A 24,648-nucleotide genomic window follows, 5' to 3' on the forward strand; every position below is an offset into this window, starting at 1 on the left:
GCGTTGAACGCCTTCGCCATCACCTTCAGCGACCGCTTCCCAGCCGCTGAAACCTACTAACCAAGATCGCCGGAAACACCGTTAGCGAGACAGCCCCGGCCAGCGCGGCGGGTCGTTGCCCGCCGCTGGTGAGGAGCTGTCGTGCCGCCTGACGGGCGGTCGCGTTAGTGGCACGGGTGCGTTCGGGCCAGGCGTCGGTGGGCGTGCCGGCGTAGTCGAAGGTGAACACTGGCCCGGGTTCCGGGTCTGGCTGGTATCCCCAAGCGCTGCTGCCGTCGGCGGCGACGTGATAGACGAACGACCGTTCGGAGTGGCCGACGCAGATGTCGAGCATGACGGGGAAATCAGCTCCGCTGGCAGCGATGAGGCTGACGCAGTGAGGCATTTGCGCGGTGTGGGCGTGGCTGATCGTGTCGAGTGCGGCGTCGAGTTCGGCGACGGTGCTGGCCGACGCGGCGCCATCGCCGCGTCCCCAGGTGATGGCGATGCTCAGCGCCGGATCCCTTCGCCTGTTCCGACGTACAGCTTATGGAGCCACGTGCGGTCGCCGTCGGTGAGGAGCACCGTCAGGCGTGATCCTTGCGGCAGGATGGCGGCGAGAACCCGGCGGGGCGGGGACAGCGGCTGAAGTAGGAGCCGCCCGGCACATAGGAGACCGGACAGCTGATCATCTTGGCAATCACTGTGATGCTGCGGCCCGCGGTGAGCAGCGAGTGAGTAGGGCTCGTTGATCTGCGTTCCTGGAGCAGCTCGACGATCGGGATCAGCGATGTGACTATCAGTGGTATGAAGAGACAACGGGCGGCGCTGCTTGTCGAGCAATTCCTCGAGCGTCTTGACCAGCTGCAGGACGAATGGCCGCTTCGGTTGGTGACCGAGGTGTACGTGTTTGGTTCGTTCGCACGGGGGGCTCCGGAGCCGGCTGACGTTGATCTGGATATCGAGTTCGATGGGACTGATTGGCAGTTTGCGAGTGAGAGGGCACAGGCGCTCAGTGCTGGCCGGGATCCACACGGAGACTTGCGCCGGCCGCTGGTCGGCCGGACACGAGGATGTCAGTTGGTCTACAACATGCGGACGCGGGCGGATTTCGACCTGACGCTGTTGTGGCGCCGAGGTGACGACCTGAGCGTCGCTCTGGAGAGGCTGCGTGGCATCGCGGTAGATCCGACGGCGGCCCGTGCCCCACGGGACGCGATGAGCCCCGAGTTTGAGGGGCTTGACCGGTGGTTGCCGCGACCGATGCGTGAGCAGCTTCTCGAAGCGGTAGCCATGCGTGCGATCGAACTGGAACGTGTGGCTCTTGAGGACCGCGTCGTGGATAGCCCTGAGAGTGCGTCGTACCTGCGGGAGAGATGGCAGCCCGGCGGTGTGTCGTTCAGAGCGGGGCAAGCCGTGCTCGCCCACTACGAGCAGCAAGGGGTGGATTCAGGATCGATTCACCTGCATGGGCAGGACGTCCGAGGCGAGGTGACACCGTACTTCGCTGGCTTCGGGCTGCGGTACCTGTCGTCGGCACCCCGATGCCTTGCCGACCACGACGGTGTGGAGTGGCTTGAGGTTGTCCGTCCGACACTACGTGGCGAACTGACGGCACTTCGGATCCGCCCGCTTGACCGAACGCGCCTGCGCAAGATGCGCTGGTAGGGCTGAGCTGCGATGACAAGGCCAGGTGCAGCGACCCTCTGACAATCGTCGTGGCGTTGAAGTGCAGCAGGAAGCTGGTACGCAGGTATGCCGGGCCAGGCCCGGCTTCGGTGAGTCCGACAGCGGGGAGATCCGTCGGCCAGTTGCAGGTGGTGGATGTCGGATGACGGGCGGTGCTAGAAAAGCGAGATTTTGCGCATGCCGGTGCGGGTGACGCCAAAGATGAAGGGTGCCGGTTCCGCCGCGCAGCGCTCGATGTCGCGCCAACGACTCATGACCACCTCGAGCTGCGCGAACACGCTTGACGCGTCCTCGCCGGTGAGCGCAATCATCTTCGCCGCATGGTCTCGCACCGCGGCGATCTCCAGCCGGTGTTCTTGTATGTGGCGGTCGCGCGTGATGATCAACCAGCCTTGACGGGCTACCTCCGGGATCCAGACGGTGTCTTTCACCGCGGGGCTGGCGATCGGGCATGGCGGCCGGTGCCGCTTGTGGATCACCGCCCCGGGGTCGCCGGGGTAGGTGATGTCGGGGCGTAGTCCTGCGAGAACCCGTGCGAGACCGAGGAGGTCAGCGTCGAGGTAATAGCGAACCTCGGCGGGTTTGATCCGGCTCACGCCGCTCGCTGGGAGTTCTCGTATGCCAGCGCCCACCGGATATCGGCGATGTCGAGGTGGTATGTCTCGGCTATCTCGCCGACGTCGAGGCCGACTTCGTCCTGCTCCCAGATCGTTTCGGTGCTGATGCCCTTGATCGACGGCCGGCCGAAGCGGACGTCCGGCAGGATGCGCACGGGCGACTGGGGATTGGGGTCTGGGCGCCAACCGGCGGCGAGGTCACCGTCCCACGTCACGCGCTCCCAGAACGCAGCCGAGGGTGGTGTGAGCAGCAGTTGGCCGCCGACGACAGCCACTAGGCAGTAGTCCGGGTCGAGGCCAGCGGCGGTCTGGGCTTCGAGAACCAGTTTGCGGCCAGCGACGTAGGGACGACGGTCGGCCAGGGGGTAGGGGACGTCGAACCGCTCTCGGAGCAGGTCGATGAAGGCCCGCAGTTCCACCATTGGCACTCGGTGGGTTCGGCGATACTCACGCAGCAGGCCAGCCTCGACGAACTCGGCCCACGTCACGGAGCGGTCCCCGCGCGGTTCGGTGCGCAGGATCGGTTTGTAGCTCTTGCCTCGCCGTTCGTCGCCCTCAAGCCAGTAGTGCAGCGTCGACTGGGCGACGCGCAGCAGCCGCGCCGCTTCGGCCTCAGAGAAGACTTCACGCTCAAGGACGCTCACCACGTCGACAGTCTCGCACGAGACTGGCGGGTCTTCCGGTCGCGCTCGGAGTTGACGCGCGTCGCACGCCTTGGACCACGGCAGCCAGGCAGCATCATGGACCGCTCCTGTGCCCAGGGGCGCGGACGGTGGACTCGCCGTCATCGTGCTGGTCGTCGTTGGGCCTGATCGCAGCATCCGTACTTGACAATCACTGAAGCCTGAAAGAAGCTAAGAACTCAGAAGAAGAGACGGGAAGTGGTGGCTGTGGAAATCACCCTGGTGGTTGACGACGAAATCGTCGCTGACGGGCTACGTGGCAAGGAACCCCTACGAGTGCGAGTCGTCGTCGACGTCGCCGACCAGCCGAGCGCGCCGGCGCAGCCGGTCGGTCCGCCGAAAGGTCCGCTCGCTCCTCTCATGGCCCGCGGGGACCTTCAGGTGGGGGAACGCCTTTACTGGCGTCGACCTCGCCTAGGTAAGACCTTCATCGCTGTCGTTCTGGCATCGGGGGAGCTGGAGATCAACGGCCGCCGCTACCAGTCACCCTCCGACGCCGCCAGTGCCTGCGCAGGGGGAGCGGCCAACGGCTGGACTGCCTGGCACCGCGAGCGAGACGGGACGCCGCTCAACAAGCTCCGGTGAGACAGCCCACGCCGCCACCGTCACCGCGATAGCCGAAACTCTGTCGGTTGATCACCACAGGCATTGGTTTCGTCGCAGGGTGCGGTTAACCTACCGCCGCTACGCGAGCCCGAGAGGGAAGGCGCCGGTGGAGTACAACGAGATTGACTGGCTGCGCCGGCAGGACCGCGCCTGGCGGCTGCTTCGCGCCGACCACGCCCCACTGGTGCTGCGGTTCCTGGGACAGGTGTTCGTCGATGACAACATCCGGTCAATCTCGGGGGACCAACTTGCCGAGCGGCTCGATGACACCCTGTTCGCGCTCAACGAACAGTACGGCGAGGCAACGTTTCCGAAGAACGCCCGCGCCTACCTCGGTGACTGGGCGGATGCTGGATGGCTGCGCCGGTACTACCCGCCGGACTCGGACGAGGTGCACTTCGACGCGACCCCTGCCGTTGAACGCGCTCTGGCATGGGTGCGGACTCTGCAGGCGCGCGAGTTCGTTGGTACGGAGTCACGGCTCAACATCGCGGTGGATCTGCTCCGGCAGATGGCCTTTGGTGCCGAGACCGACCCCGACGCACGCCTGGAGGAGTTACAACGACGCCGCGGTGAGATCGACGCGGAGATCGCTCGGGTTCGCGTGGGCGACTTCACGGTCCTCGACGATGCTGCCCAACGCGACCGGTACCAACAGTTCGTGGCGACAGCGCGCAGCCTGCTCGGCGATCTGCGCGAGGTAGAGGAAAACTTCCGCGCCCTGGACCGTCGGGTACGTGAGCGGATCGCGGCCTGGCAGGGATCGAAGGGCGAACTGCTCGATGAGATTGTCGGTGGCCGCCACGCGATCTCCGGGTCAGATCAGGGCCGTAGCTTCGACGCGTTCTACGACTTCCTCCTGTCGATGCGACGCCAGGAGGAGTTCACCGACCTGCTGGAACGCGTGCAGACCCTGGACGCCGTCGGACAGGTCGATCACCGCATCACCCGCGTGCAGCACGACTGGTTGAACGCGGCCGGCCGAACCCAATCGACGGTACGGCTGCTCTCGGAACAACTCCGCCGGTTCCTCGACGACCAAGCGTGGCTGGAAAATCGCAGGGTCATGGATGTCCTGCGCAGTATCGAAGCGCACGCGCTGATCCTGCGCGACGGCGACACGTCCGCGGTGAAGACGTCGATCGACGACACGAAGGTCGAGGTCGTGTTGCCGATGGAACGGCCGCTGTACCAGCCCCGCGCCGGGCATGCCGTCGACAGCGTCACCGCCGAGGAACCTACCGGGCAGGTCGACATGTCCGCGCTGTTCGAACAGGTCTATGTCGACCCCGCCCGCCTGATAGCCGCCGTGCGTGACCTGCTGCGCGAACAGTCTCAGGTGCCCCTGCGAGACGTGATGAGCCGTCATCCGTTGAAAGAGGGCCTAGCTGAGCTTGTCGCCTACCTATCGTTGGACGACGGCTCGTTCACGGTGACATTCGACGAGGCGCGTCGCGAATCGATCACCTGGACCGATGCCGCAGGCGGTCGTCGCACCGCGACCGCTCCGACCGTGACGTTCGTCCGCGACAGGGAGGACAGCGGCCGGTGACTCCACCCGATTCACAGGACGAGCCATCGCTGTCGGTGGCGGTGACCCAGCTGATGAAGGGCGTGGTCTACCGCGATACCCACACGGCGGCGTGGCACCACCTGTCAGTCCTGCAGCCGCACGTCCGCGACCACGTCGCCGTGCTCGGCCTGGTCGTCGTCGTTGACGAGTCGGAGGGCTACGCCTATCTGAAGTCCCGACCTGAGGACCCGGACCTTCCGCCTGTGCCGCGGCTGGTGCCTCGTCGGTCCCTGTCGTTTCACGTCAGTCTCCTGCTGGCATTGCTGCGTCGCAAACTTGCCGAGGCAGACGCCAGCGGGTCCGACCCTCGACTCGTTCTCTCTCGCCGCCAGATCATCGACATGCTCACCGTATTCATGCCCTCAGGTGCCGACGACGCCCGCCTGGTGGATCAAATCGATGCGCATCTGACAAAGGTCATCGAGTTGGGCTTCCTACGCCGGACAAAAGACAAGGAGCCCAGCTTCGAGGTCCGCCGCATCGTCAAGGCGTTCGTCGACGCCCAGTGGCTCGCGGACTTCGACGCCCGGCTCGCCGAGTACGCCGCCGAACTTTCCCCAGACGCGGAAGGCGCCGCATGACACAACATGGCTACCGTCTGCACCGTCTCGAAGTCCGCAACTGGGGCACCTTCGACCAGCGGATCTGGACATTCCACGTCGACGGAGCCGACAGCCTTCTCACCGGCGACATCGGCTCCGGGAAATCAACCCTCGTCGACGCGGTGACCACCCTCCTGCTACCGGCCAACAAGATTTCCTACAACAAGGCGGCCGGAGCCGAGACCCGCGAACGATCACTGCGCTCCTACGTGCTCGGGTACTACAAGTCAGAAAGCAATGACGCGACCGGCACATCCCGGCCGGTCGGCTTGCGCGCAGGTAGCTGCTTCTCGGTGATCCTCGGGGTCTTCACCGACGAGAGCTTGGGCACGACGGTGACCCTCGCGCAGGTGTTCTGGCTGCACGGTGGGAACACCGGCCAACCGGAACGCTTCTACGTCACCGCTGGCACCGCACTGACGATCGCCGACGACTTCCTTAACTTCGGCACCGAGATCAGCCAACTGCGTCGACGGCTACGCCAGCACGGGGCGAAGATCGCCGATCACTTTCCCGAATACGGTCAGGACTTCCGTCGCCGGCTCGGCATCGCCTCCGAGCAAGCAATGGATCTGTTCCATCAGACCGTGTCGATGAAAGCGGTCGGGAACCTCAACGACTTCGTCCGGAGCCACATGCTCGAGCCCTTCGACTCCGCAGCGGTGATCCGCCAGCTCATCAGCCACTTCGACGACCTCAATCGCGCCCATGACGCCGTTCTCCGGGCGCGAGAGCAGATCGCCGGACTCACCCCGATCATCGACGCCTGCGACGCACACGAACGACTCGGGCGAACCCTGGAAACAGTGGATGCCCAGCGCGCCGCGCTGCCACACCTGACCGCACGCCGTAGCGCTGATCTCCTGGACGAGCAGATTGCAGCCCTGGCCGACGACAGAGAACGCAACCAAGGGCTCGTTCGCCAGGTCGATCGCGACATCAAAGGCATGGAGGACGCGCACCGCCGCGCCGACCTCGCCCGGGAAGGCCTCGGTGGCGGCCGGATCAGCGAACTCGAACGCCAAATCACGGACATCAAGAAGACCCGCGACCTGCGGCGCAACCGCTTGGGCAGCCTTAACGCGCTACTCGACGCCGCCAAGCTAGCGCGAATCGCCGACGCCTCCACGTTCGCTGCCCGCCAAACGGCCGTGGCGCAAGAGATTCAGGGACACGACAGCGAGGTCGCCGACCTGCACACAGCCGCCACCGACGCAGGTGTCGCTGTTCGAGACCTCGAGAAAGAGGCCGCAGAGGTCAACGATGAGCTGCGCAGCCTCCATGGCCGGCCGAGCAACATCCCCCGGCACAACCTGGCCCTCCGGCAGCGGCTGTGCGCCGCAATCGAACTGCCGGAAGGCGAGCTGCCCTACGTGGGCGAACTGATTCAGGTGCGTGCCGAGCACGCGGAGTGGGAGGGCGCCGCAGAGCGCGTGCTGAGAGGCTTCGCGCTCTCGCTGCTCGTCCCCGAAGAGCACTACCGAGCGGTCGCCGACTGGGTTGACGGTCACCACCTGGGCGGGCGGCTCGTCTACTACCGCGTGCCGCTCGCCGTGCTTCGTCCGGCCGACAAGCCAACGGCCGACGATGGTCTCCTGCTCTGTGACACGCTCGACCTGCAAGACTCACCGCTCACCGCCTGGCTCAAGCGAGACCTGCGGCACCGCGCGTCGCATCGATGCGTTACATCGATGGCCGACTTCCGGCGCGAACCCAAGGCGATCACGCGCAGTGGGCAGCTCAAGGACCCATCCGGGCGACACGAGAAGGACGACCGCAGGCGCATCGACGACCGCAGCCAGTACGTGCTCGGCTGGTCCAGCGAGTCCAAGATCGAGGCGCTCATCGCCAAGGGCACACGTATCGACGCCCTCCTGCGAGCGGCACGCGCCACCGAGCGCAAGCATGGCGACGCCCTCAAGAAGCTGAACCTACGGCTGGCCGACCTGCACAAAATCACCGTATTCAGCGACTTCACCGACCTCGATTGGGAAGCAGCCTCCCGCCAAGCGGGGCTTCTGAGTGAGGAGAAACAACGCATCGAGGCAGGCGCCCAGGGGATCGCGGAGCTCACCGCCGAACTCGAGCGCCTCACAGGTCTGATCACCGACGCGAAAGCCCGCCGCGACGAACACCACAGAGCAATCACGGTGGCGGACACCGAGTCGGCCGCAGCCACGCAACGGCGCACCGAGGCCGACGACTTCCTTCACGATCCCAGCCATGAGGCAGCGACCGCTCACTTCCCCCAACTGATGGCTCTCATCCCCGCCCCGCCGGCCACCCCTGACGGCTGGTACCGGCTCCGCGACAGCCTCACGACGACGCTGAACCGTCAGCGCGAGGACACCATGAAGAAGCAGAGTCACGAGAGCAACAAGGCCGTAGGCCTGATGGCGGCCTTCCGCAGCAGGTATCCCGTCGACTGCGCCGAGATGGACGCCTCGCTCGCCGCCCATGCTGAGTACCGGGCCATGCATCAGCGCCTCGTCCACGATGACCTGCCCCGCTTCGAGGACGAATTCAAGACCTACCTCAACACCAACGCCATCCGCGACATCGCCACCTTCCACTCCCAGCTACGTCAGCAGGCCGCGGTCATCAAAGAACGCATCTCGACCATCAACGAGTCCCTCGTCGGCATCGACTACAACCCAGGTCGATACATCCGGCTCGACGGAAACCCCACCCCCAACGTCGAGATCCGCGAGTTTCGCACCGAGCTGCGGGCATGCACCGACGACGCCCTCGGCAACGACGACTCAGAGCAGTACTCCGAGCGCAAGTTCCTTCAAGTCAAGGCCCTCATCGAACGGTTCAGAGGCCGCGAGGGCCAAACGGAACCCGACCGCGCCTGGACCAGGCGCGTCACCGACGTCCGCAACTGGTTCACCTTCACCGCCACCGAACGCTGGCGAGACGGCAACGCCGAGTACGAGACCTATGCCGACTCCGGCGGCAAGTCCGGCGGGCAGAAGGAAAAGCTCGCCTACACCATCCTGGCAGCATCCCTGGCCTACCAGTTCCGCCTCGACGCCGACACCACCGGCACCTTCCGCTTCGTCGTCATCGACGAAGCCTTCGGCCGCGGCTCTGACGACTCCACCCGCTTCGCCCTCGCCCTGTTTCAGCGCCTCGGCCTGCAGCTGCTGATCGTCACGCCCCTGCAGAAGATCCACGTCATCGAGCCACACGTATCCGCCGTCGGCTTCGTCGACAACCCCACCGGCAACTTCTCCCGACTACAGACACTGAGCATCGAGGAATACCAACACCGGCGGCAAGCTCACACAGAAGCCTTGGCGGAGGTCTAGCTATGCCCGCGAGGAGCGACTCCACCGGTTGGAGCACCTTCGAGGACGTCATCGCCAGCCTCAGACGACGCTGGGACCGCGGCGACTTTCTCCGTCACGTCGCCCAAGGCACCCCGCCGACGCCGGTCAGCGTTGCGCTCAAAGGGCCGAACATCACGGAGATCGCCAACCAGTTCGGCGACGTCCAACAGTGGGCGTCCCGCTGGCGGCAGACTGACAGCGGCAACGTGCGCGTCGAATACCGACGCGTCGGCGGTCGCTTGGTCGGCACCAACCAACTGCCGCACAAAGCGTGGATCGACACCCCCGACGCCCTCTGGCGAACGCTCGGCGTTCGCCAGCTAGTCGACCGCTACCAAGCCCTGCTCGGCCTGACCCACGCTGCCTCATCGCCGGTAGCTCAGTGGGCCATGGAGCACCCAATGAAGGTGCTCAACCACCGCCAGGATTGGACTCGCCTCCTCGACACGGTCACCTGGATCGGCCACCACGCCAACCCCGCCACCTATCTGCGGCAAGTCGACGTCCCCGGTGTGGACACGAAGTTCATCGAGACCCGCCGCGGCATCCTTGCCGAACTTCTGGACCGGCACCTACCCGCCGAGAGTGTCAATACCGCTCATCCGCCGTCCGCGTTCGCCGAACGTTACGGACTGCGGCCCAAGCCGGTGTTGGTTCGGATCCGCTTCCTGGACGAAAGCAGACGCTCCACGCCGTTCACCGATATCACTGTGCGTGCTGACGAGTTAGCTGCGGCACCGTCGCCCGTCTCGACTGTCTACGTCGTCGAGAACGAAATCACCTTCCTCGCCTTCCCCGCCATCGAAGACGCCGCCGTAATCCTCGGAAGTGGTTACGCGGTCGCGAAACTTGAATCCTTGGCATGGCTTCTCGATCGAAACCTCATCTATTGGGGCGATATTGACACACACGGCTTCGAGATCCTCAACCGGATCCGGGAGATTTTTCCGCATGCGCGATCGATGCTCATGGACCGAGAAACGTTGCTGGCGCACCGTGGACATTGGGGGACCGAACCCAGTCCGACTCGCCGTGCACTCTCGCGACTTACCGCGGAAGAACGAGCACTCCTCGGCGAACTCCTTAATGATGTCTTCGCGCCCTCGTTGCGGCTTGAGCAGGAGTACGTCCAATACACTGTTCTCAGTGATGCCTTGTTGAGCGGGTAGACCGCGGTCTCGGAACTACGGATCTAAGTTTGTTTCCGGCTTGACCCGCCAGGCGTTGTGCCTGGCGAGGAGGGCGTCGTGATGACCGCGACACAGAACGACGTGACTGGACGTAAGAAGCGGGCCGAGTTGTCGGCGGAGGCGAGGGCCGAGGCGGTCGGCACCCCGCAGTTGTGAAGGCGAGTGGTGTGCCGGCCGCGCGTGCCGTGCCCCTGGCGTTGGTCTATGCGCGATCCGCTGTGTGCAACAAGCCCAGGGAGCCGGCGCCACCTGCGCTGGAAGCCCGCCTTCGTGTTGGCGGGGCTGTCCAGATGCCGCCGGTTGTTGAACCAGTCGTCGGTGGCGCACGGGTCGCCCAGGGCCGCTAGCAGTTCGGCCGTCGCGGCGGGGTCGCCGGCCAGTGCGGGAGCGAGAGCGGCGCAGGCGCGCACCGCCGGGTGAGGATTTTTCAGATGGCGGTGAGGCGCGATGTCGAGGTCGCCGATGGCCAGGACCAAGGCCGCACGACCTGCCGGCAACCGATCACGGCCCGGACGTAGAGGGCGCCCTGCAGCCGCTCGTCCTCCCAGATCCTCTCCTCGTCGCCGTCGCGGAGCGCTTGGGCCAGAGCGGCGTCCACGTCGGAGTCCGGCTCGAACAGGTTCCTGTCCGTGATGCTGCCCGCCTCGGCCACTGCGGCCAGGAAGGTGAGCAATTCGGCACGCAGGCTGGGATCGGTCACTCGCGGGTCGACGAGCAGCGCGGCCACCTCGAGGGCGGCCGGCGGGGTCGCGGTCCACGGCGTCTCCTGGTGGAGGATCGCCGACCACAGATGCTCGAGCGCCCCCGCGCGGGCCGCCGCGTCCGGCGCGGCCACCTGCGCTCAGGGCATGTCCTTCGGAGTCGTCCCAAAGGGTGATATACGCCTTGCTCAGATGTCGTTACGCTGTGTGGTGGGAGCCATCCAGCTCGTTCCAGCCGATACGGACCTGGGCGCTCCAGATCCACCGGACGTACCGCCCCACAGGGATACTGCCGCCTCCAGCGCCGACGAGAGCTGTGCGCGGGCACCCCGCCGTCGGCCGGCCGTCCAACCGTCACAAGGGGAGTTAGCAATGATGAAGAAGGCCCTCCCGATCGCCGCTGCTGCCGCGCTTCTGCTGGGGTCGCTGGTGGTCGCTCAGCCCGCGTCGGCGTCTACGCTCATCTCAGTGACCTGCACGGGCACCAATGTCATCAACTACAATCCGGGGCTTACCAACACGCCTCAGACGGTGACGATTACCGGGCAGGACACAGCCGTCGCGTGTGTTGACCTCGCTCGACCACTCACCCCGTTGTCGTTCGTCGCACCGTTCTCGGGGACGTTCACTACCTCCTGCACCGCACTGCTCGCCGGCGGAACCGGCACTCAGACGTTCCAGTGGAACACCGGCGAGACCAGCAACTGGAACTGGACCCTTCGGTTCTCCAACACCGTCAACGGCCAGCTGCTCGCCATCGCCGACGGCCCGATCACATCGGGCCTTTACGCCGGTGCGAAGGTGAGGCAGGTCATCACCGAGACCACCGGAGACCAGACGGCCTGTTTCACGCCGGAAGGCATGACCCAGAACGGCGGGCCGTCCAACTGGGTGATCACTAATCTGCTGTAGGTCCCGGATGTCCGGTGGGGCTGTACGTGGCGGCGGTTTTGGTTGCCACGTGGTTGAGGACCTTTCGGCTCCGCCGCCACCATCGTCAGCTCATCCGAACTGGCAGTCGAAAATGTCGCAGAGCGCCAGCAGCGGTGAGATGGTGACCCGTTCCGGTGTCCCGGCGACCAGCGGTAGACCTGCGAGCGCGATAACACGATGCCGCGGTCGGCCAGCGTATCGGTGGGATCGGAGGTGTAGAACATCCCGCGCACAGCCATGAGCTCGCGCAGCTTCCACTCGAACGCGGACCTGCCGGTCATGAGATCGCTCAATGCCCCGCATCCCGGCTGGCTCGCCGCCGCGGTCGTCGCCGAACTCGCGGCCATGGGGCCTACACACGACTGCAACACACGCTGCTGCGCTCGGCCGTCCGGCCGCATGACGGGGCACTCATCGCCGATAGCCACTGCCGTCCGGAATTCCGCAAAGGTGAGCCTGCGATTCGCGCGATCGCCCGGGCGCGAAGCGATCGCACCGCGCCCCTGCGGCTCTGCTCAGGCGGTGAGCTCCGCGAGCGCGTCATCGATGGACGAGGCGAGCAGGCCGGGCAGGAAGCCAATCAGGTCGAGGGTGAACCGAACCACGCCCTGGTCCGGGGCAACCACCACCACCGGCGCCTGCCGATTGCGGAAAGCGGTTACCAAATGGTCCAGGCAGCGGAGTCCCGCGCTGTCAAGAAACGTCACCCCGCTCAGGTCGATCACCACTCCGGCGGCCGCCCGCGTCGCCGCGAGCACGTCCCGTTCCACCAGCTCGGCGTTGCCGTGGTCTATTTCTCCGTGCAGCCGCACCACCTCGCAGCCCTGTTCGCTCCGGATGGTCGTCCGGTCCTCGGCGGTCACCTCGTTGTCCTTCTGAACTGCCGTCGCATCAACACGCTCGTGCCCTCGCCTCGATCGACGACAAGGTCGTCCATCAGCCGCCCCATCAGCGCCATCCCGCGCCCCCGGTCGGCGCTGGCCTGTGGGGCAAGCCACCGGCCGCTGTCGGAGATCCGCAGGTCGAGGATGTCGCCATCGATCGTCGCGGTCACGCTCACCACACCCGACGGGTCGCTCTGGTAGCCGTGCTCGATTGCGTTGGCCGCCGCCTCGGAGCAGGCCAGCACGATGCCGTACTGCTCCGGCTCGGGAACGTCGCAGCCGGCGAGCCACTCGTGCAGTCGCGCTCGCAGCGGGCTGAGCCGGGTCACCTCTGCCGGCACATCCGCGTGGAACCGCGGAGCGGCCTCGAAGGCGAGCGCGAGCAGGCACGTGTCGTCGTGGCCGCCCTCGCCGTCGAGCATCGCGTCACTGAGCTGCTGGGCCAGCGCCCCGAGCGGAGCGGTCCGGCGAGCGTCCAGTGCCTCGGCGAGCCGACCCAGCCCCTGGTCGATGCGTTCGCCGCGCCGTTCCACCAGGCCGTCGGTGTAAAGCAACAGTCGCGAGCCCCGGGGCACGCTGAGTTCCGCCTCTCGCCGGGACCGGCTGGCGGTGTGCGTGCCGAGCGGTCCGGATCGGCCGTCCCATAGGTACCGCGGGGCGGCGTGCGGCGGAAGCAGGAGCGGCGGCGGATGGCCGGCGCAGGCGTACCGCAGCACGCCGGTGTCGAGCGCGAGCTCGGCGTAGGCCAGCGTTGTCATCTGCCCGGCCTCCAGGGTGGTCACGAAGTCGTCCATGTGTCGCAATACGGTGGCCGGGCTGCACCGCGTCTTGGCCACCGCCCGCACGGCGCTGCGCAGCTGCCCCATCGCGCTGGCCGCGCGGATCCCGCGCCCCACCACGTCACCGACGACCACACCGACGCTGCCGGTCGAGGTGGTGAACGTGTCGTACCAGTCGCCGCCGACTTCCAGCGTTTCCACCGCCGGCCGGTAGACGGTGGCCACCTGGAAGCGGGAGTCGGTCGGCCGTTCGCTGATCAGGAGGCTGCGCTGGAGGATACGGGCGACCTCGCGGTCCTGCTCGGCGAGGCGGGCGTTGTCCAGTGCCAGCCCGACCCGGTCGGCCAGGTCGAGCAGGAAGTCCGGCTCGGATCGATCGGACGACGCGGCCGGCTCGCCGGCCAGCAGCAACATGCCGATCATCGCGTTGCGGGCGCGCAGCGGGAGCGCCAAACCGCGCCGCCCGTCCGGCCCAGCCAGCGGTACCGGCGCGCCGCCGCCCGATCGGACCGCCGCCCGTACCTGCGCGCTGATCGGCCAGGGCCCGCCGGAACCGGCGGCGATCACGCCGTCGGCGGGTCCGGTGCCGCCCGTCGGCGACCGCACCGAGCTACTCGTACCTTCGGCCTGTTCCCCCTCGACCAGGCTCACCTGCGCGTACTCGCCAAGTTCGGGAACCAGCAGGGCGACCAGCCGGCGGGCCCGGTCGGCCGAGCCCACGGCCTCGTCCAGGGCGCGGCTGAGCCGGGCCAGGTAGGCGGACTGCCAGGCCCGCCGCGCGGTCTCCTCGTGCAGCCGGACCCGCTCCAGTGCCTGCCCGGCCTGCCGGCCGATAGTCCGCATCAGCTGCACCTCGTCGGCGGCGATCCGCCGGCCGGCGGGGAAGCCGAACGACACTACGCCGAGCACCCGCTCGTCGGCGACCAGCGGCGTCACCGCGCGTGCGTCGGGACCGGGCGACTCGAAGACGACCACGTCGGCAAGGCGGACGGCATGCGCCTCGGGCCCGGATTCGTCAAGGGTGGCCGGCGCGGTGGCCGGCGCGTCCGGACCGGCGACGGTGAGCACGGACTCCTGCGGGTGCAGCAGCCACACCGCGGTCTCGGTCGCGTCGAACGCCTCCGTCCCAGCGGCGACGATCGGAGCGACGATGTCCTCAGCCCGGTCGATCGAGGCGCAGTGTGCCTCCATCTCCTGGAGCACCCGGATGTGGGCCGCGTTACGCTCCGCCCGTCGGCGCTCGTTGAGCAGCTCCCGCTCGTAGGAGCGCCGGTCGGTGGCGTCGAAGACGGTCATCCGCAGCGCCGTCGAGCCGGTGTTTGGATTCCGCCGCACAACCACGTTCACCAGGGTGTCCAACCGGCTGCCGTCGGCCCGGCGGAACTCGATGGCGATACCCCGTACCTCACTCTGCATGTGCAGCAGCGGTCCCAGGTGGGTCTCGTGGAAGATTCGGCTGCCGATGGTGTAGAAGCTTTGTACACGATGCCCCAGCACGTCTGTCCGCCGGTAGCCGGTCCAGTCAAGGAAGGTCTGGTTGACCCGGGCGACGGTGCCGTCCGGCAGCACCGAGAGGTACCCGCAGGGAGCACCCTCGTAGAGGTCCTCCGCACTCTCCTCGAGCAGTGGGACGAAGGGGTCGGCCGGTTGGGGTGGGTCGGCCACGTTCAATCGTTCCGTAAGAAGGCGAGGATCGCATCTGCGGTCTCCTCCGGGGCGCTCAGGTTCGGGCAGTGACCGGTTGCCTGCAACACGACCAGGGAACTGTCGGAGAGGTTGCGGTGCACGTAGTCGCCAACCTCTTGCGGGGCAATGACGTCGTCGGTGCACTGCAGGACCAGGCTCGGCACGGTGACCTTCGGCAGGTCGGCGCGGTTGTCGGAGAGGAACGTCACCCGGGCGAACTGCCGGGCGATCGCCGGGTCGGTGCGGCAGAAGCTGTTCGTCAGCTCAATGCCGAGCTCCGGCCGGTCCGGATTCCCCATGATAGCCGGGGCCATGGTGGCCGACCAGCCGAGGTAGTTGCTGTCCAGCGACTCGAGCAGCTCATCGATGTCGGCCCGGCTGAAGCCGCCGCGGTAGCCCTCGTCGTCGAGGTAGCGGGGCGAGGGGCCGACCAGCACCAGCCGGGAGAAACGGTCCGGTTCGGTGGCCGCGGCGAGTACACCGATCATCGCGCTGACGGAGTGACCAACGAACACGACGTCCCGCAGGCCCAGTTCGGCGAGGATCTCCAGCACGTCCTCGGCGTAGCCCTCGAGGGAGGCGTACCGCTGGGGCCGGTACGTCGACAGATCCGAGCCGCCCGAGCCGACATGGTCGAACAGGACCACCCGGTACTCGTCGACGAAGCGAGGCGTCACGAGGCGCCACATATGCTGGTCACAGCCGAAGCCGTGGGCGAAGACGACGACGGGACCGGTGTCCCGACCGAGAACCCTGACGTTGTTCCGGACCACGGCGCTCACGGACGGTGACACTACCTGCGATCATACCGGCTGGCTAATCGGACTTGCCGGGTCAATCCGATCCCGGCGACGCCGTCTGCCCGTGCCGCCGCGAGGGGGTTCGACGCCGCCGGGGGTTCGTACTCGTACTTGGCGAGGACGGTAACGTGCGGTGGATATCGTTGGGGTTGACGTAAACTGCCGGGATTCAGCAGCATCGGTATGCCGTTCGACGGCCGCACGTGCGCTCTGTCGGGCACCGCTTCGCGCCGCACCCCGGCTGCGGCGTCACCGGGCCGGTCGGGCCGAAAGGCGAAGCACCAGCTTCCCGGCGGTGTGGCTGGTCTCCACGGCCGCCAGCGCCTCCGCGCTCTGGTCAAAGGTGAACGTGCGCGTGATGTGGGGCCGTGCGTTCGGAGTTGTTCGGGTTCGTTCGAACACCTTCTGTCACCAATGAAAGGTGCTCATGATTGTCGGTCACGACCATTCCGGTCGTCATCGATGGAGGTGTGCGGATGATTCGGAAGAAGTCACGCTGGTTCGGGGGCGCGCTGCTGGTGATGGTGCTCACGGTTACCGGTCTGGTGGCGTCCGCGACCGCCAGCCAGGCGGCGGCGGCAGGTTGGTATGCCGAGTCGTCCGACGACCACAGCGCCGGCTACGGGTTTGCGACGTGGAGCAACACCGGGCAGTACTCGTCGTTCCAGGTCTGCGACGCGGGTGCTGGCGACGCCCGCCGTGCAGTCGGCTACATCTGGTGGCAGGACGGAGGGACCATCGAACGGCATGCCGCTGGCGGTAGCGGCACCTGCTCCACGCCGCTCAATGTCTACGTGCCCGCCGGCAAGTGGGTCTCGATGGAGGTGTGCGAACGCAAGGGGGCGAATGGCATCGACGAGAGGTGTGGCGCCCTGGTCCACGGGATCGCGGGTTCGTAGCCGGCGACTGAGCAGGGTTGGGGTCAGCCTGGGTGAGCAGGCAGAACTCACGCGTACTGCCCAGGGACGTTAGTCGAGATGTGTAACGACACGACATAGATGGACGCGATGACGAAGGCCTCCGTTTGTGGAGTGGAGCTGTCTAGGAACCGCTCCCGAACCAGGAGGCTTCGTGTCCCACGCAAACGCTGCTTTGAGATCCTCAACCAAATCCCGGAAATACTTCCCCGGGCTGGCGTCGGCCGGCGTCTCGGTTCGCCTGAGTCCGCGCCTGTGGGTGTATTGCAGATCGATGTGAAGCGTTGCGGGTGACCTTGCCGAGTCCGCTGCGGTTCCGCCATCTGAGACACCGATCCAGGGGCAAAGTCTTGACCCAGCTCCTTCAGGCTGGTGACCTCTTCGGCGAATCCGATGGCGTCAGCGTTGCCGTTGGACCGGTCGTTGCATGGCTAGCCGTGCACCATGCCTCGGCGCGATCCCGGCGGTTCGTGTCCAGTGCGCGTGTCGCGAGGGCGAGGGTCAGTGCTGGCGCAGCTATGGCAACGAACTACGGGGTTCGATGCGGGCGCACGGCCCGCCAAAGCTGCTCGGCCCCGTATTCGCTTGATTGGGCCGGTTCGCCGCTTGAGTGCAACGATCCTAGGTGGCAAGTGTCAGGAGGTCGCGGCTGGTTTAACCGATCCATATGGCGCCCCCCACAGTTGTGGACTGATCAGTTCCCTACGGTTAGGGTTGTCGCATGGGTAGGCCAAGGACGTTCGACATCGACACGGCGGTGGAACGTGCGATGGAGTTGTTCTGGCGCCAGGGGTTCGAGGCGACCTCGACCGAGGATCTCGTGGAGAGCCTCGGCATCGCCCGGGGCAGTCTGTACAAGGCGTTCGGATCCAAGGAGCAGCTTTATGCGCTGGCGCTTCGCCGTTACTGCGAGCGCCACGCGGTAGGGCTGGTCGAGGTTTTGGACCAGGCGGAGCAGGTGCGTCCGGCGATCCGGGCGGTGCTCCTGGAACTGGTGGAGGCTGACCTGGCTGACCCCGAGCGGGGCTGCCTGCTGGTCAACGCGGCCACAGAACGCTCGGCGCATCCGAACACGGTGCAGCAGGTCTCGCGCACGATGGGTCAGGTCGAGTCGGCCCTGGCAGGGGCTTTGGAGCGGGCGCGGGTCCGTGGGGAGATCGCGGCGGACAAGGAAGCTCGGGAGCTAGCCCAGTTCCTGACCACGTTCCTGCAGGGTCTGCGGGTGATGGGCAAGGCCCGCGCTGATCGAGCATTTCTCGACAATGCCGTGGAGGTCGCCATGGGCGTCCTCGACTGACTTTTGCTGCCCGAATTAGGAACCGATCAGTCAACAATCTGGGAGTGGTTATGGATCTCGAATTGCAGGGCAATGTCGCCATCGTCACCGGCGCGAGCAAGGGTATCGGTCTGACTACCGTGGCGGGGTTGCTCGACGAGGGTGCGCACGTGGTGGCGAGCAGCCGTGCGAGCACGCCAGAGCTCGACGCCTTGGCCGCGCGTGGCGCCACCGTGGTGCTGGCCGACATCACCGACGCGGATACCCCGCAGCGGCTCGTCAACGCCGCGCTGTCGACGTACGGGCGCCTGGATGTGCTGGTCAACAACGTTGGCGCCGGCAGTCCCCGGGCAGGATTCCTCGACGTCGACGACGCCGAGTGGGCGCGGGTGTTCGACGTGACGTTTTTCAGCGCCGTGCGCACCAGCAGGGCAGCTCTGCCAGCCCTGCTGGACAACGGCGGAGCGATCGTCAACATCAGCAGCATCAACGCTCGGCTGCCGTTTCCAATGGTGGTTGACTACTCCGCGGCCAAGGCGGCGATGTCCAACCTGACCAAGACCCTGTCGGAGGAGTTCGCGCCGCGCGGCGTACGGGTCAACGCCGTCTCGCCCGGCCCGGTGCGGACCCCGTTCTGGACTGGCCCGGACGGCTTCGCGCATGCCGTCGCCGCCAGCGCGGGCGTCAGTACCCAGCAGGCGCTCGACGAGGTCGTGCCGCAGAGCATGGCGATCAGCACCGGCCGGATCACCGAGGCCCGCGAGGTCGCCGATTTGGTGCTGTTTCTAGCCTCCGCCCGCTCCGCCAACACAACCGGCGCCGAGTTCATCCTCGATGGCGGCCAGGCCAAGACCCTCTGACCACGAATGTTCACCTGGGCGGGCCGGGTCCTCACTGACCTGGCCGGCCCTCCGACGATCGATGCTGGGACAGGCGCCCGGCCGAGAGCGCCAACCGCGCTGAATGCTGGGGTGCTCACCGCCGCGAGAAAGGCGGGGATACGCAGCGCGATCAGCGAGGCCGCGACCGTGATCTCCAAGAGAGGCTCCGGCGGCATGAAGTCCAGACGCGGCTGCGGCGAGTTTCGCTGGCAGCTCGCCTCGTCGGCGAGCTGGAGGTCCTGGCGAGCCTGCGGGCCCCGCCCGCCGTGGCGGTGGGTCAACGGATGATGGTGCGGGCGAGGAGGTGCTGCAGGGCATCCTGCTCTTCGGGGGCCAGAGGAGCCAGGGTCTGTCTTTGAAGAGTAACTTGAGGAGGCGTGGTGCCCTTGGGGTCAGGACGAGCTGCTTGGCGCGGGTATCGTCGGGTGTGGACGGCGTTCGAGATAGTCCTGCTCTTGGAGGCGATCGTCGATAAAGGTGATGTTGGAGGCCCGCCGCCTGCGGATGCTCGCGAAGGGGTATGGCAACAGCAATCTCCGCGAGGCCGGGCGGTTACCAGCAATAGTCGATCATCACGTCATTGTCGGGGGTGCTGACGGTGGGGTAACGGTATCGATCGCCCCTCGGACACGACCCATAGGCCCACGGTGTGCGCTGATATCGGTTTCAGCGTGCACCGTTTGCGTTTCTGGGTGGTATGTCAGCCGCAGGCCGAGCTGGCGGTAGACCTCGGATTTGTCGGCGGGGTCTGCGTCGCGGAGCACGGTGACGATGTTCCCGAGGGCGTGAACCAGCGCGGTGATCTCTGCCTGGGTCATGCGGCGTGGTGCGGTGGAGGTCCCCGTGTGCAGCTCGGTTTCGGCTCGGGTCCGTTCAGCTTGTGTCTGGGCTATCCAGTTGCTGACGATCGAGGGGTCGGCTCCGGCGTCCAGAGCCGCCCGGTAGCGCTGAAGTTTCGTGTCGCAGTTGGTGATGGTCGCGCGGGCGGCGGTGAATGCGGGGGATGGCTGGTCGCCCAGCTGGGCGTCTGCCATCGCGGTGATCGTGTTTTCGATGTGGTCGGGGTGGAACGCGGTAGCGAGCCAGGTGTCGAGTGGATCGGTGCGGGTCTCCTCGCGGAGGTAGACGTTGCGGGGATGGGAGACGTCGTTAGCGAGGGCGTATTCCTGGGGGAAGCGGCAGCGGTAGTAGGCGGCGCCGTGGTTGTACTGGCCCTGCATCCGCCGGTTGCAGGCGGCGCAGTAGATCAGGCCGCGGAAGACGTACGGGTTGCGGGCGCGGCGTTGCCGTTGCGGGAGGTCCAGACCCAACCGGTGTCGTGCGAGCAGCGTCTGCGCCTGTTCGAAGGTGGCCTCATCGATGATCGGTGGGTGGGTGATCTCTTTGGAGACCACCCACTTGTCCCGCGGGTTCCAGCGCATCACTCCGGTGTGACTGAGCGCGACGTCGTCGACGTCCAGGAGGACCTCTTCAGTGCGCTGGTTGTTCCAGACCTGCCGGCCTGTGTAGCGGGGGTTGGTGAGGATGACGCGGACGGCGCTCTTGGACCAGGCGATGCCGCTGCGGTGGGGTTACGGGCCCGGTCGTGTGCGGAGGGGCAGGGCACGTGGTTGCTGGTGAGTGCTTCGGCGATGGCGTACAGGCCGCTGCCGGTGAGGAACTCGCGGAAGATCTGGCGGACGATCGGGGCGGTCCGCGGGTCGGGGGTGAGTCCGCGTAGGTGTTTGCCGTCGGCTGCCTTCGCGGGTTGGGGTGGGGGCCGAGATCCTGCAGGGTGTAGCCGTATGGGGGAGGCCCGCCGAGGTAGCGGCCTTCAAGGAGGGTCTGAGCGGCCATGGCGGTACGGACGCGCAGCTTGATGCGGTTGCGTTCGCCTTTGCTCATGCCGCCGAAGACGGACATGACCAGTTCGTGGGCTTCGTTGTCCGGGTCGATCGGGCCGCCGATCTCCGGTACCCACAGTTCGACGCCGTAGTGGGCGAACAGCGGCACGGTGAGACCGAACTGGTTGCCGTAGCAGGCGCGGTGGGGTTCTCCGACGACGACGGCGGAGAATCCGCGTCTGGGGTCGCGGAGCGCGGCGAGAAGTCGGCTGGCGTGCGGGCGGCGCTGCCACGGCAGCGAACGGCTCTGGCCGATGTCGAAGTACTCGGCGGTGATCTGGCCGCCATGGGGCTGGATGAGGGTTGTCGCCCGGCTGAGTTGCCAACTGCGGGAGGACTCGGGGTCTTGGTTGTCCTCGGTCGACACGCGGCCGTAGAACGCGAAGGGTTTCGGTTGAGGGGCGGTCATCGGCTCTCCTGGTTCGAGTTGTCGGTGCGGCGGTCGTTCACGTGTCTGAGTAGCTTCAGGAGGGCGGCAGCGGCGCCGGGGTGCAGCGCGGGTGGCTGCCCGGGTACCGCCACGCTGGTAACGCCGGGCGGTGCGCTGCCGTCGAGGGTCCCGACCCTCCATGAACCGTTGTCTTCGGTGGGCTGGTCAAGTCGCTCGTCGGCCGGCGCGGTCGAATCCGGCTCTTTGTGATGTTCAGATTGGCGGTCGGGCGGCAGCGTCATGCGCCTCCGTCCGGCGGTCGCGGCGGTGGGCGTGCACCGTTCGCTCCTTGACCCCCGTCACGTCGCGGTGAGGGGGGCGGATTGGAGAGCGAAGCGCGCATCGACCGCGTGGTTGGGCGGGACCGTGACGCTGTAGCTCGAAGTGCTGGTGACTCTTGCCATGGCAGATTGGTGGGTTGTCATGGGAGATGTCCTTCGGATTGGTGGTGCCGGTTGCTCCGGCGGGCATGAAGCGGCCGGTGCCGTCAGGCACCGGCCGCTCGTTGAGCAGCGGGGGCGTTACGTCTCTGCGGTCGTCAGGTTGGTTGGCGGCAGCCGTTGAGGTCGGGGGCAAGGCTTGCCGCGCGCCCGGGTGGGCCAACTTGCTGGGAAGAGCACTCTCTGACATCCGAAGTGGTCACCTCTCGCTGCCCACAACACGCCTAGCGCAGCGCGGCATGTCGGGCCGTCGAGTCTCGTCCGCCGCACGGCCGACTCCCATCGAGGAAAGGCGATCCGAGTGGCATCCCTGGGGGTGCCGGCGTGCCGTTAGCTGGGACGCCATTCCCACAGAAAACGCCCTGACCAGGCACTTCAGGCTGGAGATCTCTTCGGCGAACCCGAAGAGGTCCAGTTGCTCTGGCATCAGGTCGTCTCGCCCCGCTGCGTCACTGATGGCAGACGTGGTGCACACTGCCAGCCGTGACTTTGCGATCTTCGCTGGTGCTGCCTGTGGCAGTCGTTGTAATGGTTGCCGCGGCCGGCTGTTCCTCCGACACGACCAACGCCCCAGCGCCTGCTGCAACGCGGGCCACTGCGACCGCTCCTGTAGCGACTTCGACTGCGGAGCCTGCGGCCAAGGGGCCAACTGCCGAGCAGGTGGCGGCAGCGTTCGATAAGGCCGGGCTGCCTGTGCCCAACGCCCGCGACAACTCCGGGAACTGCGCGCCGCTCGGCTGCACTCAGTTGCTCACTACCGACGCGATCTCCGTATACGTGTTCCCGAACGCGGCGGCGGCGAAGCAATATGCCGAGTCAGCGGCGATTGGGGTGCATCAAGCCGGGACGGTGGTGCTTAGCTATGCAGCGGCGCGGACGCCTGAGAAGGATCAGCCGCGCTATGAGAAGGTCCTCGCCGGGCTGCTCTAGGCTCAGGACGGCGAGGGACTCCATCGCCTGCCGCCACCCCGACCCCGACTGGTCACTCATCAATCGGTGGCGACCGTGACGGCACCTCGCTGGATCATCCACCTGCCCACCACGCTGACGAGCTTCGACACCGCTGCCGACCTGGCGGTCGCGCTACGTGAGTCCCTCGGCCACGTCCCCGCCCTCGACTTCGGCGAGACCACCCTCAGTGAAGAGGACAGGCAGCACCTGCGCCACCCGGTGTGGTGCGACGCCCGGGTGAATGGCGGCCGACGCTGCGGGCTCCGCGACGGGCATTCCGCATCGAGCGTAGGCATCCTGGCGGCGATGTCGTACGCGGTCACCGGCTGACCCCTACTGGCGCCGCGGCGGCTCAGATCACCGGCCTGTTCCGGTTGCCGCGGGCGGTAGGCGGTGGAGGATCATGCCGGGGATGGGCTGTGTCGTGGAGGTGCGGAGTCCGGTCGACGTGGCGCAGCTCCGCGCCCGGCTGGGAGACGCGGATGTCGTCCAGTTCCAAGAGCCGCTCACCGAAGCGGGATATCGGTCGGTGGCCGCGCTCCTGGGGGACCATCCGCTGGTCCTGCTACGGGTCTACGGGTTCGATGGCGACCTTGCGACGCTCCGGTTCCTGCGTTGGTTTCCACATGTTCGCCGCTTCAGTGTCGCGAACCTGTGGCATCTGACCGACCTGACCCCGCTAAATCAGTTGAGCGCTGAGGCGGAGTTCCTTGACATCGGCGAGACCCGGAACCATCTAGACCTCGCTCCGGTTTCCCAGTTTCGTCGGCTTCGCCGGCTGAGGGTTGTCGAGCACCGGCGTGGGCTTAGCGAACTGCTGTACGCCAACCCGGGCCTGCGGGAGCTGTCGCTGTGGCGGCTCGCCGTCGACCACGTCCTGCCCGTCATGGCCCTGCCAGACCTGCAGGCCTTAGCGCTGACCCTCGGCTCGTTGACGAACAGTGATTGGCTCACCCAGATCACCACACTTCGCTACCTGGCACTGCGCCGGGTTCGAAAGCTGAGCGACCTCAGCTCGGTGACTCACCTGCGGGCACTGCATTGGCTGTGGCTGGAAACGCTCACCGTCGGCCGGCTTCCGGACTTCGGCTCCAACACCCAGCTGACGCGGGCCGAATGCCTCGGGATGCGTCACCTCCGCCACCCGGCAGCCCTTCAAGGCCTCGCCGCCGCACCGCAGTTACGGGAGCTTCTGGTCGCGGCGCCGCATCTGCCGGTCGACGCGCTCATCCCCTTTGTTGATCACCCGACGCTCGAACGCGCCGGAATCGTGTTGGGCAGCCAACAGCGCGCCCGTGACGTCGATGATCTCTTGCGGCTGCCGCCACCACGATCCGACACGCAGTTCGCCCGCGATGCATGAGCTGACCCGCATCCTGTAACCTAGGCCCCTGCACGTGGCGGCGGTGATTTGCCCTCTTAGTCAGCCCGGAGCTCCTGCGCTGACCGGCGAAGCCCGGACTGGGGCGCCCTACCCAGCGCATCCGCTGTGACAACCACTTCGGCGGACCCTAAGGCGTCAGCGCTGGCGCCTTCCGCGGAGGGGGTAGGGCCGCGTCCGCTCATGGCTCCCCTCTGTGTCAAGGGGCCGTGGTGAGGGTTGTTCTAGGCTGGGGTGTAGGGGGTCCGGGAAGTGACTTCTCCGAAGAGCCGGCATGGGGATGTGAGCTGGTCACGCTGGAGTCAGTAGTCGTCTCCCGTTGTCCTCCCGGGCCCGTCGCCGTGGCCGTCGTGGCGTCGTCGATCAGTTGTCGGTAGACGATGTCAGACAGGCGTCGTTTCAGGGCGCGCATTGCTTCCATCGATGTCTTCC

The 24,648-nt window shown here is 66.7% G+C and carries 25 protein-coding genes and 1 pseudogene; 13 read left to right on the forward strand and 13 right to left on the reverse strand.

Annotated features, from left to right (window positions below):
• Positions 1 to 25 precede the first annotated feature (25 nt).
• Positions 26 to 493: an Imm1 family immunity protein gene (locus JM949_RS17005; protein ID WP_203149446.1), complete on the reverse strand. Its 468-nt coding sequence runs from the start codon at positions 491 to 493 to the stop codon at positions 26 to 28.
• Between the two features lie 293 nt (positions 494 to 786).
• On the opposite strand from JM949_RS17005, the gene JM949_RS17010 reads away from it, so the two are divergent.
• Positions 787 to 1,647: a nucleotidyltransferase domain-containing protein gene (locus JM949_RS17010; RefSeq protein WP_203149423.1), complete on the forward strand. Its 861-nt coding sequence runs from the start codon at positions 787 to 789 to the stop codon at positions 1,645 to 1,647.
• Positions 1,648 to 1,823: 176 nt separating this feature from the next.
• Here JM949_RS17010 and JM949_RS17015 read toward each other — a convergent pair whose 3' ends face one another.
• Complete coding sequence (locus tag JM949_RS17015) at positions 1,824 to 2,264, reverse strand: PIN-like domain-containing protein (protein WP_203149424.1); 441 nt, start codon at positions 2,262 to 2,264, stop codon at positions 1,824 to 1,826.
• Positions 2,261 to 2,929 carry a DUF433 domain-containing protein gene (locus JM949_RS17020; RefSeq protein WP_203149425.1) on the reverse strand — a complete coding sequence of 223 codons (669 nt, stop codon included), beginning with the start codon at positions 2,927 to 2,929 and terminating at the stop codon, positions 2,261 to 2,263. The genes JM949_RS17015 and JM949_RS17020 overlap by 4 nt, the downstream gene beginning before the upstream one ends.
• Positions 2,930 to 3,175: 246 nt before the next feature.
• Between JM949_RS17020 and JM949_RS38595 the strand changes: the two genes are divergently transcribed.
• The 5 genes from JM949_RS38595 to JM949_RS17045 all read left to right on the forward strand — a co-directional run bounded on the left by JM949_RS38595 (position 3,176) and on the right by JM949_RS17045 (position 10,253).
• Positions 3,176 to 3,553, forward strand: a complete 378-nt coding sequence (locus JM949_RS38595; protein ID WP_203149426.1) for a restriction system modified-DNA reader domain-containing protein — start codon at positions 3,176 to 3,178, stop codon at positions 3,551 to 3,553.
• Positions 3,554 to 3,680: 127 nt separating this feature from the next.
• A complete protein-coding gene (locus tag JM949_RS17030; protein WP_203149427.1) occupies positions 3,681 to 5,126 on the forward strand; it encodes a DUF3375 domain-containing protein in 1,446 nt (481 codons plus the stop codon).
• Positions 5,123 to 5,728, forward strand: a complete 606-nt coding sequence (locus JM949_RS17035) for a DUF4194 domain-containing protein (protein ID WP_203149428.1) — start codon at positions 5,123 to 5,125, stop codon at positions 5,726 to 5,728. The genes JM949_RS17030 and JM949_RS17035 overlap by 4 nt, the downstream gene beginning before the upstream one ends.
• Positions 5,725 to 9,063, forward strand: coding sequence for an ATP-binding protein (locus JM949_RS17040; protein ID WP_203149429.1), 3,339 nt, complete (start codon positions 5,725 to 5,727; stop codon positions 9,061 to 9,063). Before JM949_RS17035 ends, JM949_RS17040 begins: the two co-directional genes overlap by 4 nt.
• A gap of 2 nt (positions 9,064 to 9,065) precedes the next feature.
• Entirely contained in the window at positions 9,066 to 10,253 is a 1,188-nt protein-coding gene (locus tag JM949_RS17045) for a Wadjet anti-phage system protein JetD domain-containing protein (RefSeq protein ID WP_203149430.1), read from the forward strand.
• Between the two features lie 448 nt (positions 10,254 to 10,701).
• Here the strand turns inward: JM949_RS17045 and JM949_RS17050 are convergent, their stop codons facing one another.
• Positions 10,702 to 11,109, reverse strand: coding sequence for a hypothetical protein (locus JM949_RS17050; RefSeq protein WP_203149431.1), 408 nt, complete (start codon positions 11,107 to 11,109; stop codon positions 10,702 to 10,704).
• Positions 11,110 to 11,350: 241 nt separating this feature from the next.
• Here JM949_RS17050 and JM949_RS17055 point away from each other — a divergent pair, with 241 nt between their 5' ends.
• A complete protein-coding gene (locus JM949_RS17055; RefSeq protein ID WP_203149432.1) occupies positions 11,351 to 11,887 on the forward strand; it encodes a hypothetical protein in 537 nt (178 codons plus the stop codon).
• Between the two features lie 90 nt (positions 11,888 to 11,977).
• Here the strand turns inward: JM949_RS17055 and JM949_RS39755 are convergent, their stop codons facing one another.
• From JM949_RS39755 to JM949_RS38600, 5 genes are all read right to left on the reverse strand, one after another.
• Positions 11,978 to 12,211, reverse strand: a complete 234-nt coding sequence (locus tag JM949_RS39755; protein WP_203149433.1) for a helix-turn-helix domain-containing protein — start codon at positions 12,209 to 12,211, stop codon at positions 11,978 to 11,980.
• A 212-nt stretch (positions 12,212 to 12,423) separates the two neighbouring features.
• Entirely contained in the window at positions 12,424 to 12,771 is a 348-nt protein-coding gene (locus tag JM949_RS17065) for an STAS domain-containing protein (RefSeq protein WP_203149434.1), read from the reverse strand.
• Positions 12,768 to 15,236 carry a SpoIIE family protein phosphatase gene (locus JM949_RS17070; protein ID WP_203149435.1) on the reverse strand — a complete coding sequence of 823 codons (2,469 nt, stop codon included), beginning with the start codon at positions 15,234 to 15,236 and terminating at the stop codon, positions 12,768 to 12,770. The genes JM949_RS17065 and JM949_RS17070 overlap by 4 nt, the downstream gene beginning before the upstream one ends.
• Positions 15,237 to 15,238: 2 nt before the next feature.
• Positions 15,239 to 16,039, reverse strand: coding sequence for an alpha/beta fold hydrolase (locus JM949_RS17075; protein WP_203149436.1), 801 nt, complete (start codon positions 16,037 to 16,039; stop codon positions 15,239 to 15,241).
• 267 nt (positions 16,040 to 16,306) lie between these two features.
• The gene (locus tag JM949_RS38600; RefSeq protein WP_309232194.1) at positions 16,307 to 16,459 is read right to left on the reverse strand and encodes a zinc-binding dehydrogenase; all 153 of its coding nucleotides are present in this window, start codon (positions 16,457 to 16,459) and stop codon (positions 16,307 to 16,309) included.
• Between the two features lie 29 nt (positions 16,460 to 16,488).
• Between JM949_RS38600 and JM949_RS17085 the strand changes: the two genes are divergently transcribed.
• The 3 genes from JM949_RS17085 (at position 16,489) to JM949_RS17095 (ending at position 19,110) form a co-directional block, all read left to right on the forward strand.
• Positions 16,489 to 16,956 (forward strand): hypothetical protein, encoded by a 468-nt coding sequence (locus JM949_RS17085; protein WP_203149437.1) that lies wholly within the window; start codon positions 16,489 to 16,491, stop codon positions 16,954 to 16,956.
• 787 nt (positions 16,957 to 17,743) lie between these two features.
• Positions 17,744 to 18,271, forward strand: a complete 528-nt coding sequence (locus JM949_RS17090) for a TetR/AcrR family transcriptional regulator (protein WP_203149438.1) — start codon at positions 17,744 to 17,746, stop codon at positions 18,269 to 18,271.
• Positions 18,272 to 18,321: 50 nt separating this feature from the next.
• Positions 18,322 to 19,110, forward strand: coding sequence for an SDR family NAD(P)-dependent oxidoreductase (locus JM949_RS17095; protein WP_203149439.1), 789 nt, complete (start codon positions 18,322 to 18,324; stop codon positions 19,108 to 19,110).
• A 593-nt stretch (positions 19,111 to 19,703) separates the two neighbouring features.
• Here JM949_RS17095 and JM949_RS17100 read toward each other — a convergent pair.
• The 4 genes and pseudogenes from JM949_RS17100 to JM949_RS17110 form a co-directional block, all read right to left on the reverse strand.
• Positions 19,704 to 20,657, reverse strand: a complete 954-nt coding sequence (locus JM949_RS17100) for a recombinase family protein (protein ID WP_407664778.1) — start codon at positions 20,655 to 20,657, stop codon at positions 19,704 to 19,706.
• Positions 20,552 to 20,917 carry a recombinase family protein gene (locus JM949_RS39760; protein WP_407664779.1) on the reverse strand — a complete coding sequence of 122 codons (366 nt, stop codon included), beginning with the start codon at positions 20,915 to 20,917 and terminating at the stop codon, positions 20,552 to 20,554. The genes JM949_RS17100 and JM949_RS39760 overlap by 106 nt, the downstream gene beginning before the upstream one ends.
• Before the next feature lie 98 nt (positions 20,918 to 21,015).
• Positions 21,016 to 21,423: pseudogene (locus tag JM949_RS39765) on the reverse strand (recombinase family protein); the annotation flags it as partial.
• The gene (locus JM949_RS17110; protein WP_203149442.1) at positions 21,420 to 21,686 is read right to left on the reverse strand and encodes a hypothetical protein; all 267 of its coding nucleotides are present in this window, start codon (positions 21,684 to 21,686) and stop codon (positions 21,420 to 21,422) included. The gene JM949_RS17110 and the pseudogene JM949_RS39765, both read right to left, overlap by 4 nt.
• Before the next feature lie 858 nt (positions 21,687 to 22,544).
• Here JM949_RS17110 and JM949_RS17115 point away from each other — a divergent pair.
• The 3 genes from JM949_RS17115 (at position 22,545) to JM949_RS17125 (ending at position 24,198) form a co-directional block, all read left to right on the forward strand.
• Positions 22,545 to 22,814, forward strand: a complete 270-nt coding sequence (locus JM949_RS17115) for a hypothetical protein (RefSeq protein ID WP_203149443.1) — start codon at positions 22,545 to 22,547, stop codon at positions 22,812 to 22,814.
• A gap of 66 nt (positions 22,815 to 22,880) precedes the next feature.
• Positions 22,881 to 23,165 (forward strand): hypothetical protein, encoded by a 285-nt coding sequence (locus JM949_RS17120; RefSeq protein WP_203149444.1) that lies wholly within the window; start codon positions 22,881 to 22,883, stop codon positions 23,163 to 23,165.
• Between the two features lie 82 nt (positions 23,166 to 23,247).
• The gene (locus JM949_RS17125; protein WP_203149445.1) at positions 23,248 to 24,198 is read left to right on the forward strand and encodes a hypothetical protein; all 951 of its coding nucleotides are present in this window, start codon (positions 23,248 to 23,250) and stop codon (positions 24,196 to 24,198) included.
• Positions 24,199 to 24,648: the final 450 nt, after the last annotated feature.

The sequence above is a fragment of the Micromonospora tarensis genome (assembly GCF_016803395.1).
Taxonomy (GTDB): domain Bacteria; phylum Actinomycetota; class Actinomycetes; order Mycobacteriales; family Micromonosporaceae; genus Micromonospora; species Micromonospora tarensis.

Excerpts from the sequence above, each read along its gene's own strand:
- JM949_RS17010 (WP_203149423.1), top strand. The coding sequence starts at position 787 with ATGAAGAGACAACGGGCGGCGCTGCTTGTCGAGCAATTCCTCGAGCGT.
- JM949_RS17040 (WP_203149429.1), top strand. The coding sequence starts at position 5,725 with ATGACACAACATGGCTACCGTCTGCACCGTCTCGAAGTCCGCAACTGG.
- JM949_RS17045 (WP_203149430.1), top strand. The coding sequence starts at position 9,066 with ATGCCCGCGAGGAGCGACTCCACCGGTTGGAGCACCTTCGAGGACGTC.
- JM949_RS17055 (WP_203149432.1), top strand. The coding sequence starts at position 11,351 with ATGAAGAAGGCCCTCCCGATCGCCGCTGCTGCCGCGCTTCTGCTGGGG.
- JM949_RS39755 (WP_203149433.1), bottom strand. The coding sequence starts at position 12,211 with ATGCGGGGCATTGAGCGATCTCATGACCGGCAGGTCCGCGTTCGAGTG.
- JM949_RS17090 (WP_203149438.1), top strand. The coding sequence starts at position 17,744 with ATGGAGTTGTTCTGGCGCCAGGGGTTCGAGGCGACCTCGACCGAGGAT.
- JM949_RS17095 (WP_203149439.1), top strand. The coding sequence starts at position 18,322 with ATGGATCTCGAATTGCAGGGCAATGTCGCCATCGTCACCGGCGCGAGC.
- JM949_RS17110 (WP_203149442.1), bottom strand. The coding sequence starts at position 21,686 with ATGACGCTGCCGCCCGACCGCCAATCTGAACATCACAAAGAGCCGGAT.
- JM949_RS17125 (WP_203149445.1), top strand. The coding sequence starts at position 23,248 with ATGGGCTGTGTCGTGGAGGTGCGGAGTCCGGTCGACGTGGCGCAGCTC.